At 55.9% G+C, this 19,157-nt stretch carries 24 protein-coding genes; 11 read left to right on the forward strand and 13 right to left on the reverse strand.

Annotation, left to right across the window (positions count from 1 at the left end; genetic code table 11):
• Positions 1-7: 7 nt before the first annotated feature.
• Positions 8-529 carry a transcription elongation factor NusA gene (locus TNEU_RS10050; protein ID WP_012351322.1) on the reverse strand — a complete coding sequence of 174 codons (522 nt, stop codon included), beginning with the start codon at positions 527-529 and terminating at the stop codon, positions 8-10.
• Positions 530-585: 56 nt separating this feature from the next.
• On the opposite strand from TNEU_RS10050, the gene TNEU_RS10055 reads away from it, so the two are divergent.
• Complete coding sequence (locus tag TNEU_RS10055) at positions 586-2,283, forward strand: radical SAM protein (RefSeq protein ID WP_012351323.1); 1,698 nt, start codon at positions 586-588, stop codon at positions 2,281-2,283.
• Here TNEU_RS10055 and TNEU_RS10060 read toward each other — a convergent pair.
• Positions 2,264-2,458: a hypothetical protein gene (locus TNEU_RS10060; protein ID WP_012351324.1), complete on the reverse strand. Its 195-nt coding sequence runs from the start codon at positions 2,456-2,458 to the stop codon at positions 2,264-2,266. The two genes, TNEU_RS10055 and TNEU_RS10060, sit on opposite strands and share 20 nt — an antisense overlap.
• Before the next feature lie 28 nt (positions 2,459-2,486).
• A complete protein-coding gene (gene pth2, locus TNEU_RS10065; protein WP_012351325.1) occupies positions 2,487-2,843 on the reverse strand; it encodes a peptidyl-tRNA hydrolase Pth2 in 357 nt (118 codons plus the stop codon).
• Positions 2,844-2,912: 69 nt separating this feature from the next.
• Between pth2 and TNEU_RS10070 the strand changes: the two genes are divergently transcribed.
• Positions 2,913-6,677, forward strand: a complete 3,765-nt coding sequence (locus tag TNEU_RS10070; RefSeq protein WP_012351326.1) for a S8 family serine peptidase — start codon at positions 2,913-2,915, stop codon at positions 6,675-6,677.
• On the opposite strand, the gene TNEU_RS10075 is transcribed toward TNEU_RS10070, so the two are convergent.
• The 9 genes from TNEU_RS10075 to TNEU_RS10110 all read right to left on the reverse strand — a co-directional run bounded on the left by TNEU_RS10075 (position 6,666) and on the right by TNEU_RS10110 (position 12,714).
• Positions 6,666-7,094 (reverse strand): bis(5'-nucleosyl)-tetraphosphatase, encoded by a 429-nt coding sequence (locus TNEU_RS10075; RefSeq protein WP_012351327.1) that lies wholly within the window; start codon positions 7,092-7,094, stop codon positions 6,666-6,668. The genes TNEU_RS10070 and TNEU_RS10075 overlap by 12 nt on opposite strands.
• Before the next feature lie 33 nt (positions 7,095-7,127).
• On the reverse strand, positions 7,128-7,733 hold the full coding sequence (locus TNEU_RS10080) for a hypothetical protein (RefSeq protein ID WP_012351328.1): 606 nt from the start codon (positions 7,731-7,733) through the stop codon (positions 7,128-7,130).
• A gap of 114 nt (positions 7,734-7,847) precedes the next feature.
• Positions 7,848-8,618 carry a DNA polymerase sliding clamp gene (locus TNEU_RS10085; protein ID WP_012351329.1) on the reverse strand — a complete coding sequence of 257 codons (771 nt, stop codon included), beginning with the start codon at positions 8,616-8,618 and terminating at the stop codon, positions 7,848-7,850.
• Between the two features lie 71 nt (positions 8,619-8,689).
• Entirely contained in the window at positions 8,690-8,959 is a 270-nt protein-coding gene (locus TNEU_RS10090) for a transposase (RefSeq protein ID WP_245521960.1), read from the reverse strand.
• Between the two features lie 51 nt (positions 8,960-9,010).
• Positions 9,011-9,151, reverse strand: coding sequence for a hypothetical protein (locus tag TNEU_RS10360; protein ID WP_187146725.1), 141 nt, complete (start codon positions 9,149-9,151; stop codon positions 9,011-9,013).
• Positions 9,152-9,306: 155 nt separating this feature from the next.
• Positions 9,307-10,365: an electron transfer flavoprotein subunit alpha/FixB family protein gene (locus tag TNEU_RS10095; protein WP_012351330.1), complete on the reverse strand. Its 1,059-nt coding sequence runs from the start codon at positions 10,363-10,365 to the stop codon at positions 9,307-9,309.
• Positions 10,362-11,162, reverse strand: coding sequence for an electron transfer flavoprotein subunit beta/FixA family protein (locus tag TNEU_RS10100; RefSeq protein WP_012351331.1), 801 nt, complete (start codon positions 11,160-11,162; stop codon positions 10,362-10,364). Before TNEU_RS10100 ends, TNEU_RS10095 begins: the two co-directional genes overlap by 4 nt.
• Complete coding sequence (locus tag TNEU_RS10105) at positions 11,159-11,449, reverse strand: ferredoxin family protein (protein WP_012351332.1); 291 nt, start codon at positions 11,447-11,449, stop codon at positions 11,159-11,161. Before TNEU_RS10105 ends, TNEU_RS10100 begins: the two co-directional genes overlap by 4 nt.
• The gene (locus TNEU_RS10110) at positions 11,446-12,714 is read right to left on the reverse strand and encodes an FAD-dependent oxidoreductase (protein WP_148682453.1); all 1,269 of its coding nucleotides are present in this window, start codon (positions 12,712-12,714) and stop codon (positions 11,446-11,448) included. Before TNEU_RS10110 ends, TNEU_RS10105 begins: the two co-directional genes overlap by 4 nt.
• A gap of 72 nt (positions 12,715-12,786) precedes the next feature.
• On the opposite strand from TNEU_RS10110, the gene TNEU_RS10115 reads away from it, so the two are divergent.
• The gene (locus TNEU_RS10115) at positions 12,787-13,473 is read left to right on the forward strand and encodes a molybdenum cofactor biosynthesis protein (protein ID WP_012351334.1); all 687 of its coding nucleotides are present in this window, start codon (positions 12,787-12,789) and stop codon (positions 13,471-13,473) included.
• A gap of 88 nt (positions 13,474-13,561) precedes the next feature.
• Here the strand turns inward: TNEU_RS10115 and TNEU_RS10120 are convergent, their stop codons facing one another.
• Entirely contained in the window at positions 13,562-13,945 is a 384-nt protein-coding gene (locus TNEU_RS10120; RefSeq protein ID WP_012351335.1) for a hypothetical protein, read from the reverse strand.
• A gap of 87 nt (positions 13,946-14,032) precedes the next feature.
• Between TNEU_RS10120 and TNEU_RS10125 the strand changes: the two genes are divergently transcribed.
• The 8 genes from TNEU_RS10125 (at position 14,033) to TNEU_RS10160 (ending at position 19,157) form a co-directional block, all read left to right on the forward strand.
• Positions 14,033-14,809 (forward strand): ATPase domain-containing protein, encoded by a 777-nt coding sequence (locus tag TNEU_RS10125; protein ID WP_012351336.1) that lies wholly within the window; start codon positions 14,033-14,035, stop codon positions 14,807-14,809.
• Between the two features lie 104 nt (positions 14,810-14,913).
• A complete protein-coding gene (locus tag TNEU_RS10130) occupies positions 14,914-15,297 on the forward strand; it encodes a hypothetical protein (RefSeq protein WP_245521961.1) in 384 nt (127 codons plus the stop codon).
• A gap of 39 nt (positions 15,298-15,336) precedes the next feature.
• Positions 15,337-15,558 (forward strand): helix-turn-helix domain-containing protein, encoded by a 222-nt coding sequence (locus TNEU_RS10135; protein WP_012351338.1) that lies wholly within the window; start codon positions 15,337-15,339, stop codon positions 15,556-15,558.
• Positions 15,559-15,625: 67 nt separating this feature from the next.
• On the forward strand, positions 15,626-15,826 hold the full coding sequence (locus TNEU_RS10140; protein WP_012351339.1) for a hypothetical protein: 201 nt from the start codon (positions 15,626-15,628) through the stop codon (positions 15,824-15,826).
• A 62-nt stretch (positions 15,827-15,888) separates the two neighbouring features.
• On the forward strand, positions 15,889-16,563 hold the full coding sequence (locus TNEU_RS10145) for a 30S ribosomal protein S7 (protein WP_012351340.1): 675 nt from the start codon (positions 15,889-15,891) through the stop codon (positions 16,561-16,563).
• A gap of 29 nt (positions 16,564-16,592) precedes the next feature.
• Positions 16,593-17,579 carry a replication factor C small subunit gene (locus tag TNEU_RS10150; protein WP_012351341.1) on the forward strand — a complete coding sequence of 329 codons (987 nt, stop codon included), beginning with the start codon at positions 16,593-16,595 and terminating at the stop codon, positions 17,577-17,579.
• Positions 17,579-18,847 carry a replication factor C large subunit gene (locus TNEU_RS10155; RefSeq protein ID WP_012351342.1) on the forward strand — a complete coding sequence of 423 codons (1,269 nt, stop codon included), beginning with the start codon at positions 17,579-17,581 and terminating at the stop codon, positions 18,845-18,847. The genes TNEU_RS10150 and TNEU_RS10155 overlap by 1 nt, the downstream gene beginning before the upstream one ends.
• Before the next feature lie 13 nt (positions 18,848-18,860).
• The gene (locus TNEU_RS10160; protein ID WP_012351343.1) at positions 18,861-19,157 is read left to right on the forward strand and encodes a DUF3195 domain-containing protein; all 297 of its coding nucleotides are present in this window, start codon (positions 18,861-18,863) and stop codon (positions 19,155-19,157) included.

A 19,157-nucleotide genomic window follows, 5' to 3' on the forward strand; every position in this document is an offset into this window, starting at 1 on the left:
AAAAAAACTATGCTCTTAGCTCTCTCTCCCTCACAAGCTCCACCTTGACGTTGGCGCCAGATATCTGCCCTATTATGGCCTGGAGCCTCTCCGGCTTCAGCGGCAACCTCCGTAGCTCTCTTGAGGGTATCTTAACCACAGTCTCCGTGGTGCCGTCGGGGAGCCAGGATGTAGATATCGTCAACAGCTTCGCAGGTGAGACAAGTTGCGCAATCACCTCGTTTATGTGGCCGTGCTCCACGATCTTTACGTTTTTCCGCAGGAGCGAGGAGAGCTCCTTCTCTAGCTGCATAAACGCCCCGCGCGGTATCCTCTTGGTGTTTCTCATCAGTACAATTACCATGTCGTCTACCTCGTAGGACTTTACATATTCTACGTCGGAGAGGTTTATCTTCTTCTCCACCTTCAACAACGCGTCGGAGACCTCGACGTCTAGCCAGCTGTATCTACCGCTGTCTATCAGCGACTGGCACTTCTGACACAGCACGCGCGTCTTAACACAAAATTCGCAGAACGGAATCTTCACCATCGCCAACTATAAAAATCACCTTTAAAAACTATTTTTAACCTCCTTACGGCTGAGCCGTGCGAGTCGTAATAGTAGATGGCTACACCGACGAGCCGGCTGGCCTGGGGGTTCCCCCATACCTAGACGTATACCCCAGATATGTGGCAGGCGCCGCCGACTACGCAGGTGCCGACGAAATTCGGTACTTCACGATTGACCAACTAAGGGACAGCTGGGCTAACTCGCTTAAGGAGCTCGCAAGCTACGACGTCGTGGTCCTAATAGCCGGGATAACGACGCCGGGGAAATACCTAGGCGGAACCCCCATCGGCCTGGAGGAGATTCTCGACATCGGACGCGTCGAGGGGCCCGTCAAAATACTGGGAGGCCCCGTGGCTAAATTCGGCTACGGGATTGAGGGCGGCTCTGTCGCCGTTCCCCCCTCTAAATTCCGTAGATACTACGACGTTGTGGCCACCGGCGACGTCGACTTAGTGGTCTACAGATTGCTGAAGGAAGGCGTAGAGAGGGTCTGGCCTTCCGAGACCCACGAGGGGTTCGGCCTAGTGGACGAGTTCGCGCGGCGCGGCGCGAAGATAGCGGCCCAGCATCCGAACTACGGCCGGAACTTGATCGTGGAGCTTGAGACGTACCGCTCCTGCCCTAGGTTTGTGTCGGGCGGTTGCTCCTTCTGCACCACCGTGGCGTACGGCCCCGTCGCTACTAGAAGCGCTGAGGGGATCGTGAGAGAGGTCGAGGCGCTGTATAAAGCCGGCGTTGTCCACTTCAGACTAGGTAGACAGGCGGACTTCTACACCTATATGGCCCACGACATCGGCCGGGAGGACTTCCCGAGACCGAACCCGTCTGCCATAGAGAGGCTCTTAGCCGGCGTGAGAAACGCAGCGCCTGGGCTCAAGACTTTACACGTAGACAACGTCAACCCGGGCACCGTAGCTAGATGGAAGGCTGAGTCTATAGAGGTGACGAAGCTCCTGGCGAAATACGGCACTCCCGGCAACGTCGCAGCGATGGGCGTTGAGACGGCCGACCCCAGGGTGGTTAAGATAAACAACCTGAAGGTATCGCCGGAGGAGGCCTTGGAGGCGGTGGAGCTGTTTACGAAATACGGCTCGCAGAGGGGCTACAACGGGATGCCGTATATCCTAGCCGGCATAAACTTCGTGGCTGGGCTCCCCGGCGAGACCGCGGAGACGTACCAACGCAACATAGAGTTCCTGTCTGAGATACTAAGGAGGGGGCTACTGGTGAGGAGGGTCAACATAAGGCAGGTGCTGATCTTCCCCACCTCCCGCCTCTGGCCAAGCGCGAAAAAACTCGCCAGGAGGCTAAGGGAGCAGAAGAGGAGGTTTCTCCTGTTTAAGAGGTGGGCTAGGGAGGTTTTCGACAGGGAGATGCTAAGGCGTATAGTGCCCAGGGGGACCGTCCTCAGGGAGGTCTACACCGAGACGCACTACCACGGGGGGACATACGCCAGACAGGTGGGCTCCTACCCGCTTTTGACGTATCTGCCGACTCGTCTCCAGCTGGGGAGATACATCGACGTGGTGGTGGTGGACCACGGGTCTAGGAGCGTGCTCGCCTTGCCCTACCCCGTCAACGTAAACACGGCAGAGAAGAGGGTGTTGAGGTATCTCCCAGGTATAACAAGCGACAAGCTGAGGCGGTTGGTGACGGGTAGACCATTTAGAGATCTGGAGGATGTGAAGACGCGTGTCGGAGATGGCGAATTTCTCAACTACGTCTCTCTGTGAGCTTGTATATGACGTAGAAGGTGAACACTATAAACGCCACCGTCACCATATCGAAGAGGTTTATGTAGACGGCCCCTATTGGGATCTCGGGGGTCCTCAGCCCCGAGGCGGCTAAGTAGAGGAGGTACACGGCTATGCCCAGGGAGAAGCCGGCATATGCATACACAAGTCTCACGGCCTTCGGCTAGCCCGTCTATATATACTTATCTGTACAGCTTAAGCGAGCCCGTAACCGCGTCTACCAACTCGTCGGGGGCGGGCCCGACGCATAGGGCAGTGGGCGTGCCGGGGGGGATCTCGGTAAGCCCAGCGTCTACAACCACGGCGGCGGGGAGATCCAGCGACGCCGCTTTCTTATACAGCTCGTAGAGGTGCTCCAGGTTCTCCGCCGCCAGCACTATCTTTTTCTGGCCTTCGGCAAGCCACTGGTCGAGCCACCGGCGCCATCTGCCGGAGTCCATGGCCTTAAGCACACATTCAACAGCCGCGTGGCCGGCTTGGGCGGCCGCCTTACCGCAGGAAATTCTGAGATCCCTCCTTATCACAATCGACATCTTCACAAGCGGCGTTGTCCCACGTTTTAAATATCCAATATAGGAATATTTATAAAGAACATATACTTAGTCACTATGGGTGGCAAGATCTTGTTCATGGCGGTTGTGTTAACTGCGTTTATATACGCCCAAACGATCTCTGGGGTAAATCCTGCAGTGCTCGATACAGACACTCCGGTGTTGGCCAAGATTGTGGTTTCAGACCTAGGCTCGTTCGCGTCTCAATTGGGGACGGAGCCGGCTGTGCGACAGCTGAGGGTTGGCGGGAGGGAGGTAAAGGTGGCTACGATAGCGTTCAACGGCGTTTCTCTACAGGGGGAGCTCCGTGACGCGGGTGCAGAGCTGTACTATAGGGGTCCCGCCAGATTCCTCAAGGCCGTGATCGCCTCTCCACAGGTGAAGTTTGTCTATGTGAAAGCCATACCCGAGGTTCCACCCCGCGAGTTTTTCGCAGAGGCCAGCTCGCTAGCCGAGGCGGGCCCGGGCGCGCCGCAACCGAATCTCCCGGTCATGAGGGAGATCGTCGGTGCCTCCAGGGTGGAGCAACTATTCGGCGTTAACGGAAGCGGCGTCGTAATCGCCGTTGTAGACACTGGCGTTGACTACGGACATACAGATCTGCAAGACGCCCTTGCCTGGCTTATAAAAACTGTCGACGGCAGAGAGATAGTTGCGTCCACGGTGTCGTTGGCCGGAGCCACGCTTCAGTACAAGACGTTGAGAGGCCAGACCGCGTCGGTTCCGCTCAGCCAGATCCAGTCGCTTGAGCCTCTCGTCTTAGACGCAGACGAGTCCCAAGTCGTGTTGCTAACGCCGGTGGCGGCCTCAGGGGGATATCTCCCCGTGGGCGGCAAGACCTTCTACGTAATCGACGGCGTGTTTGTCCACAGCGTAACAGCGAGGTGCAACTACGCTGTGGCGGGGCTGGTCAGCCGCAGCGGCGTCTATAAATTCGGCATGACCAAGCTCTACATCCCATGGTATGGCGGATATGTAAACGTCGGCGTTGTTATGTACGACCCCGACCAGCCGGGCGTATACACGGCCGCGCGCGTTGACATAAACGGCAATTGCAACTTCGCGGACGACCCCGAGCTTAGGTACTTCGGAAATAGGCTCATCGTGGACAACCCGTCAGCGCCGACGGTCAGCCTGGGCGTCGCCGGCGGCTACTTCTACGACTGGGGCCGGTGGTTCGACACATACGCAAAGTTCTACCCGGGTTGGGACTTGGGAGGCAACTACCTCAGCATATTCTACGACTTCCACAGCCACGGCACGGCGTGTAGCTCCGTTGCCGCCGGCAGGGGGAAGGCCCTGTACAACCTCGGCTATCTAGGCCCCCAGAGGCTGAGGGGAATAGCGCCAGGCGCCAAGGTGTTGGGGGTGAAAGGCTTGTGGTGGGGCATGGTGGAGGCAGGCATGATGTGGGCAGCCGGCTTCGACGTGAACCAGAACGGGCAGTGGTACTGGACTGGCCAGAAGAGGGCGCATGTGATTAGCAACAGCTGGGGTATCTCCACCTTTATCTACGACTACGCCGGTTTCGGCTACGACTTCGAATCGGCGGTGGTCAACGGGCTTGCGGCCCCTAGGTTTCTAGACCGGGGTTACCCCGGCATAGTGATCGTCCAAGCGGGCGGCAACGGAGGTTACGGCTTTGGCACAATAACTAGCCCAGGCGCCGCCGTTGGCGCAATAATCGTGGGAGCGGCGACCAGCGGACACGTCTGGCTGGCGCTGGGCATCCCGTTTTACGGCTTCCAATGGGGCGACGTAGTCAGTTGGTCTCTTAGAGGGCCTACGCCTGCCGGCTACGTAAAACCCGACGTCGTCAACATCGGCGCCTGGGGCATCGCGGCGTATCCGGTGGGCTGGGGGAGATACTCAGGCAGGCCGGGGGACTGGGACGTCTTCGGCGGAACCTCCATGGCGACCCCGCTTACAGCCGGCGTTGTAGCTTTAGTGCTGAGTTCCATAGTAGATAAGGCGGATCCAGCCGCCGTAGATCCGTTTTTAGTGAGACAGTTCATCGAAAGCACCGCCGTGGACATAGGATATACGCCGTTTACCGCGGGGCATGGTTTCGTCAACGCAACGGCGGCTGTGATTGCGGCCAGAGCCTACTTCGGACTGCCGGCCCCAAGCGCACCGCTGGTCTTGTTTAGGACGAGCTCCTCGGTGAACCTAGGCGCCTCGTGGGATTTCCAATGGAGGGTGGGCATCCCGTTGTACTTCGGCTACCTGATGAACGACGTGTTAACCGCCCAATGGGCGAACTACCTAACAACCGGGGTTCCGCAACCCCCCATCGGCATGACGAGCTTATACATGGCGACTGTGCCCGGGGGACAAGCCGTGGGCTTTGTCTATGTGACATCGCTCAACTCGGCGATCAATGTGTCTGCAACCGCCATGACGTTGACGCCCATATACAAGAGGTCTGCTGTGGTGACCATCCCCGTGGCGACTAGGGGGATTTACCTCACGATGCAGCAGCTCGGCTTTGACGAAAACTTGCTTAGGCAAGCCGACTTGGTCGTGTTTAGGATCTCCTACCGCTACTCTGTTTTCGACCCTGAGTTCGACTACCGCGAAAACGTGTGGCCCGTGTTGTCGGTATTCGGCTGGACAGACCTAAACGGCGACGGCTCCATTTCCACGAACGAGCTGACTTGGCTCAACTACGGCTACCAGACTGGAACCGCCGTGGAGGTGCCGGTCGCCAAAGTCGGCAGTAGACTTCTTCAGAACCAGAGACTTGTCATAAGGATCGACATCCGGCCGGTTCGCGCGCCCTACCCGCCGGCTGTGCCAGTTCTCGTCGAAGTCGTCGCCTATAAGAGGACTCCAGCGACCGACGTGCAGATAACGCCGGCAACTATCACATTAAGGCCGCGCCAGAGCTATATGTTCACAGTCCGCGTCGCGGCGCCAGCGGACGCGGCCCCCACAGCGCATGAGAGGCTGATCGTGTTTAAGATAAACGGCACCAGCTATGTGGTACCGCTGAGCTACATAGTTAGAGCAAACGTGCGCGTGAACGACCTCTTTACCCTCACCGCTGGGAGGTCCGACAGCTGGTACAACGCCAGCGAGGTCAGAGGCGCGAACGATTGGCGTTGGCGGTACGAGGCGGGAGACTGGCGCGCCTACTACGTCTCAACGCCGACCTTAGCGAGGGGTCTCTACGTAGACTTCGGCTGGAGATGTGCCAACACGTCGTTGATTATCTACACGTTAACAGACGGCGGCTTCTTCGCCGGGGTGCTTCCGAACCAGGGCTACAGCTTCCACCGCTACCTCGGAGCGGGTAGATTTGCTTGGGCCGGCGCCGGCGGGCAGACCAAGATGGCGGCGCTTCCCTCCACGTCCTTTGCCCTGCCGGTGGCTGTGGGCGGTCTGCTGTATACCACGATGTCGGCGTCCTACCCCGTCACAACGAGCAACAGCTTTATAGTTCTGGCTAGAACCTCGCTTTACGGGGGATGCGGCACCGGCGAGCCTATCGTGGGGGTAGTCAAGCCGTTTAGGGAGGGCGGCGATGTGCCTGTGCTGTATACGACGACGCCCTACATAAACCTCATGCTTAGCCGGCCTCCGATTGGCTACGAGCTCGCCATAAAGACCGCCAGCGTGTTAGGAGGCGGTTTCGTGGTGCCGATGGGGACCGTCGGCGGAGACCTACGTTTCAACATGTACCTAGTAAGAACTCCGCTGTTTGTAGACTACCTAGCGTTGCTCTACTCGCCCGGCTACGCCACAGTCTATAGGACCGGCGGAGCCAACTTCGCCGCATATCCGTTCTACCCGGTAGAAGGAGTCTCTCTAATCGGCTAGTTTTTCCATTTCCACGATTTTCCTCCACGCCTTCAACAAAACAGCCCTAGTCTCGTCTCTACTTACCATCTTCATCGCTCTGTCTCTGTCTACCCACATGTAGGCGTCGTGTTCCTGCGAAAGCGTCACGTTTAATCCGTAGCTTCTGGCCAAGAAGTACACCACCTCTCTGTAAACCGTACGGCCCTTCTTTGAGTACTTGTACCGGATCTCCTCCTTAAACGACGGTATCAGCTCAACCTTCAGCCCCGTCTCCTCGGCGATTTCTCTAAGCGCCGCCGCTTTGTCCGTCTCGCGGAGGCGGACAAGGCCGTGCGGGAAGTCCCAGCCGTATCTCCCGTGTAGGAGCAGGTAGAGTACCTCACCGCCGTCTATGGCGTATACTACCGCGCCTGCTGACCGCTCATAAAACCGCACATTGGAATATACCTCAAGTTTTTATATGTCTTTTTACCGTATTTTTAATCCATACGGGCAGAAATATTCTATACCTAGATCTTTGTAAATGGCAGAAAGCGCGCCGTACATAATCACCGGCTTACCCAACTCCTTGGCCCTCCTGACAAGCTCAACCACGTTTACATAGTGGAGAGCGCCAGGCGCAACTACTACAGCCTTTACCTCATCCAACAGTTGGTAGGGGTCAGTGGCGTCTACGAAGTCATATGGCTCAAGCTGTCCCCCCATATCCGCTACGTAGCCGTACGTGAAAGAAAACAGGTTGCCGGCTACACGCTTGTTGAAGCCGAAAATCAACACAGGTCCTCCATATTTAGACAGCACGTGTTCCACCAGCTTCTTGACGCATTTATCCGCCTCCTTTGGTTTACAGACCTTTAGGGCCTTGATCCCTCTCTCCCTCTGCCGCGTTAAAATTTCAACACATATCCTCAACGCCGGGTTTTCCAACGCTTTTTCTAGCTCGTATAAACCTGGCTCAATTGAGGCGTCAAGCGGCACGTCTGCGCACATGTCCTCAAGACAACACCTGGCCAATACCTGTCCTTCACAGATGTCTACGCCATCTCTCCTAATTATCGAAACAGCCAACTTCACCCTCTCAAGCTGGAACTGTAATTAAAAACCTTAACATCAGCTTTGGTGTCGATCTTCACATCTCAGCAATACCAGCTTACATCATCGAAGTAGCTGAGGATTTTCTTTATAACTCTAGTCTACCCTGGGCGCCACTACTGATGAGAACACTCCTGTCGTAAATTCATATGTTAACTTAAGTGGCTTGTTAGAAGACATCTCAACTTTTACGCGTTTTGACAAGCTTTTCATCTTTCCACTTATGTCTCTTAACATCTCCACGCTATACTTAGAAGACGCCGTGTCTGCGACAGATATATTAAACACGGACTCGCTGTCTGAGGTCAACTCGGTCTCTGTTGCCTTTCCGCCTTCCCCCACCCCTCTAAACACCACCTTGTCAGGAGCCACTGTTATCTGTACCCAGTCCGAAACCTCTTCTATCATTGATATCGTATCGTCAAACACCGACGAATCTATTTCAAAGACGGCGTCGAAGGACGCCGAGAGCTCCGGAATCTCCTCCTCTAATACTTGCACTATGGGGAAGGAGAACCTCCTCACCAAGCCGACCTCCTTCCCCCTCTTTGGATAGACATATATGGAGAATCTGTTCCTATCTCTGTCCACCTCAAGCTCCAGCTTCTCCGTGGCCCCCACCCGCTTAATCACGTCTTTTACCGCTGTAAATATGAGACCTACCTTGGTCTCCTCCTCAACCACATAGTCCTCTAGAGACGCCGCGTGGAATGTGAGGTCGAACAGCACGGTTTTCGTGGGGTCCAGCGCTTTTAGCGTTATGCCGTCTTGGGAGAAGTTAAGCGTGGCCTCTGGAAGCGTTTTTATGAGTACTTCAAACGCGTAGCGGGGCTCCTTCCCCTTAGGGAACAGGGCTCTAACAGACATGTACCCACTTGGGTGGCGACATATATAAGTACGTTCAGCAGTTTGATATTAGTAATGAGGACCGTTTGTCCCTAGGCTGTTGCGCCTAGGGACTTTCTCCTCGCCCCCGCCGTCATGGGTAGCCACGATGCCTCGGGCGTGGGGCCACCGGGCATGGGGCCGGACGGCACGCGGCCCTCCTCGAGTGCCCTCCTCTCGATGTTTATAACGGCGGCTACGTCCCTCCCTCCTTCCCACCCGCAACGGGGGCAGAGGAGGCGCCTCGGGGCAGAGCCCCTCACAAGCCCCCCACCACACCGCGGGCAGGAGGAGGAGGTCCCCCGCGGGTTTACTTTTGCCACGGGGACACCGCGTTCTCCCTAGCCTTACGTATGATCTCACTCAGCATGCTTCTAAATCCAGCTCTGTGTGACGGCGACTGTGCGCGTCAGAACGTCTTTCTTCACGTCTTTCTCCTCAGCGTTGCCCTTGTTGCGCTTCCGGCTCCTCGCCGTAGTGATGCGGCTGCCCGAGCTGGCCAAGATGGTGACCATCAGAGCCTCCAGCGACACTATGTAGTCTTCCTGTTCAGCTGTACACGGTGGTGCCTTATTTCCAGACTCGCCGACGTCTCGTAAAGATTTAAACCTAGACAGACAACCGCAGGTGGTGATGAGGACCCCGATCGCCTAAGACGTGAGGAGTGGTATTACTTCTGAGACGGGGGTTCGGGTTGCCGCGTTTTGACGTTTCTAAGCTCCTCTATGAGGAGGGGGATTATTTCCCTGTAGTCTCCTACTACGGCGTAATCGGCGTAGTTCATAATTGGCGCTTGCGGGTCTGGATTTATTGCTATTATTACCTTGGATTCTATGATGCCGACGAGGTGTTGAACTGCGCCGCTTACGCCAACGGCGATGTACAACTTGGGCCTGATCACCTTCCCGGTCTGTCCTATTAGCCGCGACTCAGGCGCCCAGCCCGCCCGCACCGCCGTCAGAGTCGCTCCTAGGCTTCCCCCCAACAACTTCGCGAGTTCTGTAAGCATCTTAAAGCCTTCTGCGGAGCCGACTCCTCGGCCGCCGCCTATAACCACGTCAGCGGACTCAACGGGGGGCAAATCAGCGATGTCTTTCCCCACCCTTCTCTCGGCCGAGAGAAGGCGCGTCCTCCTCCTGACCTCTACCCTCTCCACAGCTATCTCTCCCTTCCTTCCGACGTCGCGGGGCGGCTTCGGAAAGACGCTTGGCCTCACAGTTGCGATTTGAGGACGCCGTTGTGGCGTCTTTATGGTGACTATCTGGGAGCCGCCGAAGGCGGGCGCTATCTGGAGCAAATCCCGGGTTTCTGGCTCCACGTCTAGCGCTGTGCAGTCGGCTGTGATGCCGGTGGTGAGAAGGGCCGCCACATATGGCGCTAGCTCTCTACCTCTTTTCGTGGCTCCGACCAGGAAGATCTCCGGCTTGTACTTCGAGAGGACTTGGGCCACAGCCTCTCCGTACTCCACTGGGGAGTAGACGTCGAGATGCGGACCCTCGACTAAGACTACTTTATCAGCGCCGTGGTATATAGCCTCCCGAGCCATCTCCTCAGTCCCCGCGATCAATACCGCGCCTACTTCAACGTCTCCCAACTTCCCAGCAAGCTCTCTAGCCTTCCCCAGCAACTCGAGCCCGACGTCTTTCAGCCTATTGCCATCTCTCTCCAGATAGACCCACACTCCTCGGAACTCCTCTTTGTTGATCTGTGGCCAGAGAGTGCAGGTCATAGCTCTAATACGCCGATTTCCCTGAGGACTTCAACAAGCTTCTTCGCCACGTCTCTTGGCTGGCCTTGTAGTAGAGCCTTCCGCCGCGGCGGGTAGAGGGACTCCGCGACCCTGGCTATTATCGTCGGACTCCCCTGTAAACCTACACACTCTGTTTCAAGCCCCAACTCCTTGTTCGTGACAACCTTGATGCGGCTTTCCGCGTCTAGTTTGTAGCTTAGCCTAACCTCCCTAGGCACCTGCGACCTCTTTAGCACGGATATTGCGGCAGGTAGATCCAGCTCGTATACCTCCTCTACACCTTCATCTTCGAGGAATCGTTTAACAACGGCCGCTCTTCCCTTGACCTCGACGTCGTAGACATAGTAGACGTAGGGTAACTTGAGCCAGTACGCGACCTGTGCCCCCACATGACCCGTTGCGCCGTCGGTGCTCTCCTCGCCGGCAACGACCAAGTCGAAGTCGGGCACGTATTTCTCTACCGCCTTTGCCAACACATACGACGTCGCCCACGTATCCGCCCTCGCGTACGCCCTATCTGTAACCAACAACGCGGAGTCTACGCCCATCCCTATCAAACTTTTTAGACCTGATATCCCCGTTGGAGGCGCCATAGACACAGCTACGACCTCCCCGCCGTATTTATCCTTCAGCTTAAGGGCTAGCTCAACGGCGTCTCTATCCCACATGTTTACAGAGAGGGGAACCCCCTCTCTTATGAGGGATCCCGTCTTCGGATCCACCTTAACGGCCGAGGTCAAGGGAACCGCCGATTTTACCAAAACGACGATCTTCATGATTCTCTATACCAGATGCCCATCCCAGACCTTGGATAATCCCAATCGATGTTGTCGTATGGGCAAACGACGCGGCATGTGCCACACTCCACGCAAGCCTCGGTGCTGAGGACTACGCCATCGCCCTGTTGCACATAACATTTCGCCGGGCACATATAGGTACACGGCTTTTTCTCGCACCTCTTACACAGGGCGGGGTCTCTTATCTTTATATGGGGCCTGTATACGTCGACGTCCCAGACATTTGCGTTTAACCTCTCCTCGACTGTTAGGTACTTCATCGTCATAGGTTTCTCACGACCTTCAACATATTTACAAACAACCGCGCCATGTTTACCCTCGTCTTCTTCGAGGCGTCCCAGGCGGCCTCAAACGACGTCTTCTGTCTCTCGCCCACGTTGAAATAGCCGTGAACCGCCTCTGTGGCAAAGAGAGGTAGGTCTCTGAAGAGGAACTGTCCGCTTAGGAGTTTATCGGCTTCTTTAAACCTCTCTAGTTCAGGCAACACGAAGCTATTTCTCAGCTTTTTCTCGTATATGGAGAGGTCTTCCGAAGAGGGGCTACGGGCCTCTCGCACTGCCTCTGCTGCAAGTATGCCGGAGGCCACGGCGAAATCGACGCCTCTGATCAACACGCCAGTGTGCAACAAGAAACCTGCGGCGTCGCCCGCCACCAGCAGTCCATCGTAGTAAAGGCGGGGAGGCGCCATGTTGATGCCGGCCACGGGCGTCATGTGGCCGCCGTATTCAAACAACGTCGCGCCTCTGACAAGCGGTGAGATATATGGATGCAACCTAAACCTCTCCACTAGGTCGTACACAGGCGTATCCAGCTTCTCCCAACTATCTAGGTATATCACAACGCCAAGCGCAATCGCGTCTTTATAGGTGTAGATGAACCCCCCGCCTGGTAGATAGTTCGATGGGAGGCCGGCCACGGCCCACGCCACTCCTTCGTCCTCCGCTAAGCCGAGTCGCTCCTCTAAGATCTTCCTATCTCCGAATTTCCACACCTCCTTAACCCCTAGGGCTACCTGACTAGGCTTGAGCTTTTCCACAACGCCGGCTCTCTCCAGAAGCAAGCGGTTGACCCCCTCGGCATCGATTACGTAGTCCGCGTAGAGCACGTCAGACCCCGACTGCACCCCTATGAACCTCCCCCGATCATCTCTTACAAGCCTATCGACGGTGATCTCGGTCACGATCTTAGCGCCGGCGTTTTGGGCAAGTCGGGCCATCCATGAGACAAAGCTCGTAAGCGGTGTCACAAAGCTCGTCTTTTCGACCACCGTAGACTCCAGCGTGAGAGCCTTGTCTTCTACGAGAAACGTCACGCGCTCTTTTTTAACCCACCTATCTACGGGCGCGTCTCTGCGAAACTCCGGAAGGTACCTATCGAGCCAGTATGTGTATATCCGGCCGCCGTAGAGGGACTTCGCCCCCGGCTCTCTACCTCTTTCAAGAACCACAACCTTGAAGCCCGCCAGCGCGAGCCTGTATGCCGCCGCCAAACCTGCCGGACCAGCCCCCACCACAACCACGTCGAATTTCACGCCCCCCAACATCCGCTGGTTATTAAATTTCGACCTGTTCAATGTTTTTATCTTGATGACGGGGCTGAGTATATGCGGATAGTACTGAAGTACTTCTCAGCGCTTAGAGACATCACGGGCAAGGCCAGGGAGGAGCTCTCTATGGAAGACGGGGCGAGGCTGGCCCAAGTCATCGATTGGTTTTTCAACATGTACCCCAGGGCGGAGGTTTTCAGAGAAGAGCTGTTGGTATTGGTAAACGGAAGAGCCGTAGACGGCACATACGTCCTGCAAGACGGCGATGAGGTGGCGTTTATGCCGCCGGTAAGCGGAGGCGGCGGAGTTGTAAATAGCCCAGTGGACTTAAACAACGAAGTGAGGAAAATCATAGAGAAGACGGCCCCCTTGGGCGGCGGGGGCGTCGTTATCTTTGTGGGATATGTGAAGGGGAAGGTTGACGGGGCTGAGGTGAACACGCTGGAGTATGAGGCGTACGAGCCCTACGCCTCTCAGAAAATAAAGGAAATCGAGGAGTGGGCGAAAAACCAGAGGGGGGTTCTAGAGGCGAAGATATACCACCTCGTCGGCTCGCTTAAGCCAGGCGATAACACCGTCTACGTCTTCGTCTCGGCAGTAAACCGCGACACAGCCTTTAAAGTAGCGCGCGAGGCCCTGGAGAGAGTTAAACACGAGGTCCCCATATTTAAGCTGGAGCGCAGAAGCGATGGGGAATACTGGGTAGTGGGAGACGGCAGAAGGATCCCCCGCCAGCGTGGCTAAAGCCTTGGCAACATCCCTCGGGCCCAAGCGTGAAACAACCTACCGGGATATCTCACTATGGTGTCTGTGCCTAGTTTAACGACTGCGGTTAGAAGTCCTCGATCTTAAACGGCGATTCCTCGACGTCGACTACGCCCTCTATCTCTGAGACGTACTGGTTCTGCCTCACCTTGACCAGTATGTTTATGACGTACCCGCTTTTTGTCAAAATCGTGGTTTTGCCGCGGCCGAACTCCATATCCACTACCTGTTCGCCGGCTTCCTCAAGCTGTTTAGCCACCCTGTTGAGGAGGCTCCAGAGGAAGGTCACAGCTATGTGGAGGCCCCCAGCCCTCACCTCCATAGGCCTTATAAGCGCCTCTGAGAAGAAGCTACCTATCTCGCCGCTGATGTCCGGGCCAGTGGATTCGACAAGCATGTACACCCGTAGCTTGCTCAAGTTCTTCATCTTCTCTTCAACAACGCTTTTCACCAAACGTGGAGGCGCCTGCCTTTAAATAACTACGTACCCTTTAGAGCGACAGTGATAGCTTTTTATATACGTACCCCGTAGCGCTGTGTGAGCGAGTACCACCTGTACTACGAGACGGTGCCTACGGGCGTCGAAGGCCTTGACACGGTTCTAGGCGGCGGATTCATAAGAGGCAGGACCTACCTCATCTCGGGCGAGACCGGCACGGCGAAGACCTTAACTGCGTTGACGTTCCTCATACAGGGGGCGTTGAAATACGGGGAGCCCGGGATATATATATCGGTGGACGAGACCTACGAGCAGTTCGTGGAGGGCGCCAGGAGGTTCGGCTGGGATATAGAGGAGCTCAGAGCAAAGGGGCTTTTGGAGGTCCTCGTCCCTGAGATGGACATCGTTGAGCGCATCAGAGAGAAGGATCCGACGGCCATCGCCAAATCGCTAGTGGCCTCCATACGTGAGTACGTCGCCGCGCTCAACGCCCAGAGGCTTGTGATCGACCCGATTGCCCCCCTCGTGTCGCTTGATAAAGACGTGCAGGTGCTCAGGGAGTACATAAGGGTGTTGGTCATGAGCATAGAGCGTGAGATAGGCACCACCAACATAATTACAACGGAAATACCATCTGGCTCTGGCGCAATAAGCAGATACGGCGTGGAGGAGTTCTTAGCCACAGGCGTGTTCATAATGGGGATCGCCAAGGCTCGCGACGGCGCTTTCAAAAGAGTTATGTTTGTTAGAAAGATGCGCTGGAGCCCTGTCCATCCCGGCATATACGAGGTGGAGATAGTGCCGAAGGTCGGCATAGTGGTGAAGGGCCAGGTTAAGGAGCCGCTTGTGCCGGTGACCTACCTACCAACTCTGTAGGTCAGCTGGGTTCTCCTCTTCACTCATCGTCATATCCCGTCTTCATCATAATACCCCTGTCTTGCGTACTCTTGTATATTGGCATTTTAGCCTTAACAGTAGACGTGTACGTGTCGGAGATCCCCGTGGTGTTGATACGCCGCCGGGGGCTCGTAGTTAAGAAGAGCGTTATAGAGCGCGGCGGCTCCCCCGTTGGGGAGTACATCTACGTCAAAAGAGGGCTGTTCGAGGCCGAGGCCGAGTACGACCTCGAAGACGGCGTGTTGTACTACCTCCAGGTGTGTTGGCTTGGGACATGCGCCGTGTGGTACGACGGAGAGCCCGATAGGCCAGTCCCGCCGCATTTGGCAAGGAGGGCTCTGGCGTACTTCGGAGAATTGGCGAAGTTTTCGCATGCGGCTGTGGCGGCGATGAGGGTGTTAACCTCGTCGCTAGGCCACTCCTCACCTCTCAGCACCTCTGACCTCACTCATCGGCAACCTCAATGAAGCACAAAAGGCATATATACCTGCCGGTTTATATATCCCATGCGCGACATCACGGCAAACAAGTTGGTTGAGCAGATTATAAACCTGTTGAGGGAATACGGCGAGCTCAGCAGCGCCGATATAGCTAAGATGTTAGGCGTAAAGCGGCGCTCGGTCACTGCGGTTTTGGCCAAGATGAGGAGGGAGGGGCTTGTTGAGTACCTAGGCTACTGCTTCGGGGGGAGGCGTTGCGACACGAAGTGGAGACTAAGGATGAATTAGTTCCAGTCTACCCCTACCCACACTCTCTGTACATATAGGTAATATCTAAAACATAGGTCATACCCATGTGGGCACGTGCACTGTGGTCTGGCGTGGGGAGAAGTATAGGGTCGAGTGCTCCCCGTCCCACCTCCTAAGTGTGGCGACGAAGATAGCGGAAGCCGAGTGCATCCCCTACTTCGAGGTATACAGGTGGTTGTTGACCGCCCTAGATGGGCGGTACAGAACAACGGCAGACGTCGTAAATAGGCTTCTGACGGAAAAATGAGGGCTATCTGCGCTACGTCTCCAGGGTAAAGCTTTTTAAAGCTGTTGTTTTGCCGTAGCCGTATGTCGTCCACCATCTTCGGCGAGCAGCTTCCGAAGTACAGCCGCGTGGAATATGTAGGCGATGTCCCAATAGTGGAGGAGTGCCCCCGGGATGTAAAGACGATTAACGGCGAGCCTCCTCTCCTGTTTGGCAAATGGAGTTTTGAGAACGTCGTGGTGCGGGACCCGGGCCTGCGCAGATACATCTGTCTCAAGCCCGTGGTGTTGCCTCACACGGAGGGCCGCTACCAGAACTATAGGTTTGGAAAGGCGAGGATACCTATCGTGGAGCGGCTTATCAACCTCATGATGAGGCCCGGCAGAAACGCCGGCAAGAAGCACAAGGCCTATAACATAGTTAAAAGGGCTTTCGATATAGTATACTACAAAACTGGGCAGAACCCCATCCAAGTGTTCATAGACGCCATAGTCAACACTGCCCCTAGGGAGGAGATCACCAGGATCATCATGGGCGGTATCGCCTACTCCGTCTCCGTCGACGTATCGCCGCAGAGGAGGCTAGACCTCGCGCTTAGGTGGATCACAGAAGGCGCAAGGGCATGCTCCTTCAACAACCCGAAGCCAATAGAGGAGTGTCTCGCAGATGAGCTGGTGGCAGCTGCGGCGAACGACCCCAAGAGCTATGCGGTTAGAAAACGCGAAGAGCTAGAGCGTATTGCCGCCGCGTCGCGTTAACTGTTTTTAACCGCCTTCTACATAGGTTCATGGCGGAGCTGTTTTGGTTTGAGAAGTATCGTCCTCGTTCGTTTGATGAGGTGGTGGATTTGGAGGAGGTTAAGAGTCGGCTTAGGGAGTTTGTGAGGAGTGGTAATATGCCGCATCTCTTGTTTTACGGCCCTCCTGGGACTGGGAAGACCACCATGGCTCTTGTCTTGGCGAGGGAGCTCTACGGCGAGTACTGGCGTGAGAATACGCTGGAGCTCAACGCCTCAGACGAGAGAGGTATAAACGTGATACGGGAGAGGGTGAAGGAGTTCGCCCGCACAGCCCCAATCAAAGCCCCCTTCAAACTAGTCATACTAGACGAGGCAGACAACATGACAAGCGACGCCCAACAAGCCCTCAGAAGAATAATGGAAATATACGCACAAAACACAAGATTCATACTACTGGCAAACTACGTTTCACGTATCATAGACCCCATAATCTCTAGATGCGCCGTGTTCCGCTTCTCTCCCATGCCACGGAGTTTGATGGCGGAGAGGTTGAAATACATCGCCAAGAGGGAGGGTATAGAGGTTGGAGAAGACGCTCTGGACTTAATCTACGAGCTTTCCGAGGGCGATATGCGGAAGGCGATAAACCTGCTCCAGGTCGCCGCGGCGACGAACAAGGTCGTAGACGCAAACGCTGTTGCAGCCGCCGCTGCCGCGGTTAAGCCCTCCGACATCCTCGAGCTGTTTAACCTAGCGCTTGGGGGCGACTATCTGAAGGCCAGAGAAAAGCTAAGGGAGCTTATGTACATAAAGGGCGTGGCGGGCGTGGACTTCATAAGGGCTTTCCAGAGAGAGCTTATCCGTATGCCCCTCGACGACGATCTAAAGGCCGAGATAGCGGAGTTGCTTGCCGATGTTGACTACAGGCTGACTCAGGGGGCTGACGAGGAGATCCAGATGGCGTATCTACTTGCAAAACTCGGCTCCATAGGCAAGAGAGCCAAGCCTGGGGCTGCCCCGACCAAGAAGAGGTGATGGGGATCCCGTGGGTTGAAAAATACCGGCCAAAGGCCTTTTCGGAAATCGTAAACCAGGAGGAGGCCAAGACTCTCCTTGCGTCTTGGATCTGCGCGAGGTTTAGAGCTCCGAAGGAGTTCTGCGCCCGCTGGGCTAAGAAACGAGAAAAGGAGGTCGCTGAGGCAAAGGCCGTATTGCTGGCTGGGCCGCCGGGGATTGGCAAAACCACCGTTGTCCACGCACTTGCTAGAGAGATTAGGTATGAGCTCATTGAGCTTAACGCAAGCGATATAAGGACAGGGGAGAGGATAAAGCTGGTCGTGGGGAGGGGGCTTAAGGAGAGTTCTCTCTTCGGATACGAGGGCAAGCTTGTGCTATTTGACGAGGTAGACGGCCTCCATGTGAAGGAGGACGAGGGGGGGCTTGAGGCCATCGTCGAGATTGTGGAGACCGCTAAGGTGCCTATAGTTATGACCGCGAACAACCCATATGACCCAAAGTTTAGGCCTCTCAGGGATATATCCCTCGTGGTTAATCTAAAGAGACTTTCGGAGGAGGAGGTCGTCGAAGTTCTTAGGAGGATATGTACAGCGGAGGGGGCTAAGTGCGAGGAGGAGGCGCTTAGAAGCATCGCCAAGTCCTCCCTCGGCGATTTGAGAGCCGCCATCAACGACCTCCAGATGTATCTGTCGGGCGGTAGAAAAACGCTTACCGTAGACGATATCAAGAGAGTTGGCGAGAGGAACCCGCAGCTATCCATGTTTGAAGTTCTGGATAGGGTATATAGGGCTAGGTGGTTTGACGAGGCGCGCGCCGTCTCCTTCAACCCCTCCTTTGACTGGGAGCAGTACTTCCTGTGGGCTCTTGAAACAGTGCCGGTGGTGTATAAGGACGTGGAAACGGCGGCGGCCGCCTACGATCGCCTTAGTAAAGCGGATATGTTCCTCGGGAGGATCAAGAGGATGCAGGAGTGGGAGCTTCTGCCGTATGCGCTAGAGCTGGCCCTCGGCGGCGTGTCGCAGGTGAAGAACAAGCCGAGGCTACCCCCGTTTATCAAGTACGGGTTCCCGCAGAGGCTTCTGCTTCTTGCTAAATCTAGGGAGGCCAGAAGGCGCCGCGAGGCCCTCGTGGAGTATCTAGCACAGAACCTGCACATCTCCCGGTCTCTCGCCAGATCAGACATCATATACGTGCTTTCTGCGCTGGCGAGGCGGGACCCGAAGGTTGTGGAGAGGTTGAGCAGGGCGTTGGGCATAAACGCTATCGACGTGAAAAATCTGCTCTGACTGTGAGCCAACCGTGCGTAGACATTTCATAGTGTATACGACTTCTAAGAAGGAGGCTGTCGTGGCGAGAGACCTATGTGACTGCCTCTACTACTACGACAGCGGCGTGATGTGCGAGGCGCTTGCCCCAAGCCGTGTGTATGTCCACACAGAGGCGGAGTATCTAGAGAGGTGTCTCGGGATGCGGTACTTCAAGGCGTTGGTTAAAGGCGTGGAGGCCTTCGACGACGTGTCTCGGCAGAGGCCCAGCTGCGCCGGTTGCCGCGTTGTGGAAGTTGGGGGGAGGTACTTCATAAGCTGGGGTCTCTGA

This window comes from Pyrobaculum neutrophilum V24Sta, assembly GCF_000019805.1.
Lineage (GTDB): Archaea > Thermoproteota > Thermoprotei > Thermoproteales > Thermoproteaceae > Pyrobaculum > Pyrobaculum neutrophilum.